Annotated in this window: 2 protein-coding genes; both read left to right on the forward strand. The window is 59.2% G+C overall.

Annotated elements, in window-relative coordinates; translation table 11 throughout:
• The first annotated feature begins 385 nt into the window (after positions 1-385).
• Positions 386-988: a hypothetical protein gene (locus AC1DJN_RS21415; RefSeq protein WP_442251928.1), complete on the forward strand. Its 603-nt coding sequence runs from the start codon at positions 386-388 to the stop codon at positions 986-988.
• 229 nt (positions 989-1217) lie between these two features.
• Positions 1218-2985, forward strand: a 1768-nt coding sequence (locus AC1DJN_RS21420) for an AAA family ATPase (RefSeq protein WP_478040157.1), incomplete at its 3' end; no start/stop codon positions are given.

Raw genomic sequence — 2985 nt, forward strand, 5'->3', positions numbered from 1 at the left:
AGCGTATCTTGCCGGGTTGCGGGAGCGCGATCCGTTGCCCGAGCGTTTTAGGGCCTAGTGCATTCCGCGCCGATCCGCTCGGTGAGAACTGTCAGAGATTGCTGGAATGCGGCCGCAAACAGTTGGCCACCGTCTCTCTCGTGGCTTTGAGCGATCGAAGGGAGCAATCTGGTCCACGTGTCGGGCAGAAGCTCTTGATCTTGGTGCGTTAGAAACGAAATCCGCAGGACATACTCCATTGCCTTTAGGTAGCCGCGGTGCATCTCAATTGCGGCGTCGCAAGCATGGAGGCGATCAAGGATCTTTGTAATCTCGGAGGTCATGGCAGTCTGGACAGGAGGGGAAGGGGAGGGCGATAGTCTGCGAACGTCCAGACGAGCCTGCCGTGAGCCTCCTCAACCTTCTACTCACTCGTGACCACCTTGTCGTCGCAGTGGATACCTTGGCAGAGGATGCTCTCACAGGGAAACATTCAGCAGGAGCAAAGCTGCTGCTGATCCCTCAGCACAACCTGATACTTGCTACGCGAGGTTCTACGCAGTTCTTCCTCCGCATTTATGAGCTAACGCTGCAGGCCAGCTTCCGCGCAGATTTCACAATGGAACAGCTATCTACCGAGCTGGGGTTAGTGGTGGACCAGCTGTGGCCGAACTACGAGAAGGCGGCAGCCGAGGCAGGATTGCCGATCGAGCAGCTCGGAGCCGAGTTGGTGCTTGGTGGCTGGTCGCCGAAGAACGGCCGGATGATGGCCACGGGATATGCGAAGAGTGACAGCCAGCGTACTTGCGTGGTCCAGCCGATCTGGGGCCAGCTGGCGTCCCTAGGCGAACCGCTCCAGTTCGTAACTCCCAGCATGGCCCAGACGGATCTGCTGGCCCATGCGCGCCTGCAGAGCAGCTACCTCAACAGCGGCTGGGACGGAGGGTGGCAGGGGGCCGACTGCTGGCTGGGTTCCTGCAGAAGGGGCAGTCCGTGCTCAAGGATCTAGGAGAGATTTAGGTCGTTGGCGCCAATCCGGCTAGCGCCAGGATCCGATCCCGCACTTTCTCCCATCGCTGCGGGACCGTAGCATGCTCAAGGTGAGCCGTAGATTAGGAAGATTTATCGAGGGTAGGGAAGGGCGGTCTCCGACCCAAACCGTTCGTTGCCCGGTCAAGGCAGCGGACGTATGTGAAATGCGTTAGATTGTCGAGAAGAATAGGTGCTCATGACGAATCATGCTCGTAGGGGAATGCATGTTTGGGCGAATTGAATCCATCTCTCAAGCGGCAGTCTGGGACGGCTACGACGGGCGAACGAGCGCAGCACCGGACTTCGCGCGTTACAACCTGATCTATGGCTGGAATGCTTCCGGCAAGACGACCCTTTCCCGTGTCTTCGGGCTATTGAACGGGCCGACCATAAGCGGGCTGCCGGCCGGCGCACATGTGCGTGTCAGCGTGGGACAGGGCGTGCTGGATAGTCGGAAAGAGCAAGATCGGGGGCAGGTTCCCGTGCGCATCTTCAACCGGGACTTCATCGACGCAAACCTGCAGCAGGCAGACTACACGCACGCGCCCGCCTTGTTCATCGTGGGCGAAGACAACATCCGGCTGAGTAACCGCATTGTGTCGCTGTCCCGACGGCGGGACCGTGTGGCGGCAATGTATCGCTCGGTCCAAACAAAGCAGAGTGAGACCAGTACCGCCAGGGAGAAAGCGGCCACGGACTTGGCTAGGGAATGCGGAACGGTTCTAGGTGTCCGCGACTTTCGTGCGCCCAATCTGAAAGGTATCCATCAACGGCTGACCGCACCGGCTAACCACCTTCTCAACCTCGCCACGTTGCAAGCAATGGTCGGCCAGGCGCGCGACCAGAGTGAGTTCGCTCCCATTCGCAACCTGCCAGAGGTGGTGCCTCCGCTCCCGCCTGGGGTAGATGACGTCGCGAAGTTGTTGAAGGAGACACCAAAGCAGAACACGATCAAACGCTTGTCTGACGACCCCACGCTGAGCGACTGGGTACGCACCGGTCTGCGCTTTCATGAGCACAGTACGACCTGTGCATTCTGTGGAAACGATGCAGCGCAAGCGCTCGAAGCCTACGCGAACCACTTCTCCGACGAGTATCGCCACCAGCACGCAGCCATCACGGCGGCAATCGGACGGTTGGAACAGCGCAGGCCGGCGCACACCTTGCCGCATGAGAAGGAGTGGGTCCCCGATGTCCGGGCCAAGGTCAAGGCCGCACTGGGTCGGCTCACGGCTTGGGAAGCTCGGGAAAGCGAGATCCGTGGGAGTTGGGCTGGCCTGCTGAACGAGAAGCTTGCCAACATGGTGACGGCCTACACCGTGGAGGCAGTTGATGATCGAGCTCCCGAGTTGACGGCCATCTTTGCGGAGCTTCACCAGGCAAAAGATGACCACAACCGCGCGTGTGACGAACTTGCCGCCAGACGCCGAGGCGCAGCCGAGAAAGTGAAGGAGCACTTCGCAGCCCGATTTGTGCTCGACCCCGGAGCGGCGGAAGCGGTCGCGTTCTTGAACCAGGCTGAAGCGGAGCTTGGACGCATCAAGACTGTCGGGCAGAAAATTGCAGCGCAAGCGGCGGCGGTAAATTCCGAGCTACAACGTAGCTCGGTGGCCGCAAGTCAGATCAATGGACTGCTGAGGCGCTTGCTTGGACCGCGCATCTCCGTCGAGCAGGCTCAGGACAATCGGATCCAGTTCATCCGCGAAGGTCAACCCGCCATCAATATGAGCGACGGTGAGCGGACAGCGATCTCGTTGGCTTACTTCCTGGTTAGCTTGGGGCAGAACGGTCAGCGGCTTGAGGATTTGGTCGTTTTCGTGGATGACCCGATCTGTAGCCTAGATGCCAACCACATCTATGACGTGGCTTACCTACTCATTACGAGTCTAAAGGTGTGTCGGCAGCTATTCATTTCGACGCATAATTCGGAGTTCTTCAACACGGTTAAGCAAGATTGGGCTGACCGTGCAGGAA

It is taken from the genome of Stenotrophomonas sp. 05L414_2 (genome assembly GCF_056397905.1).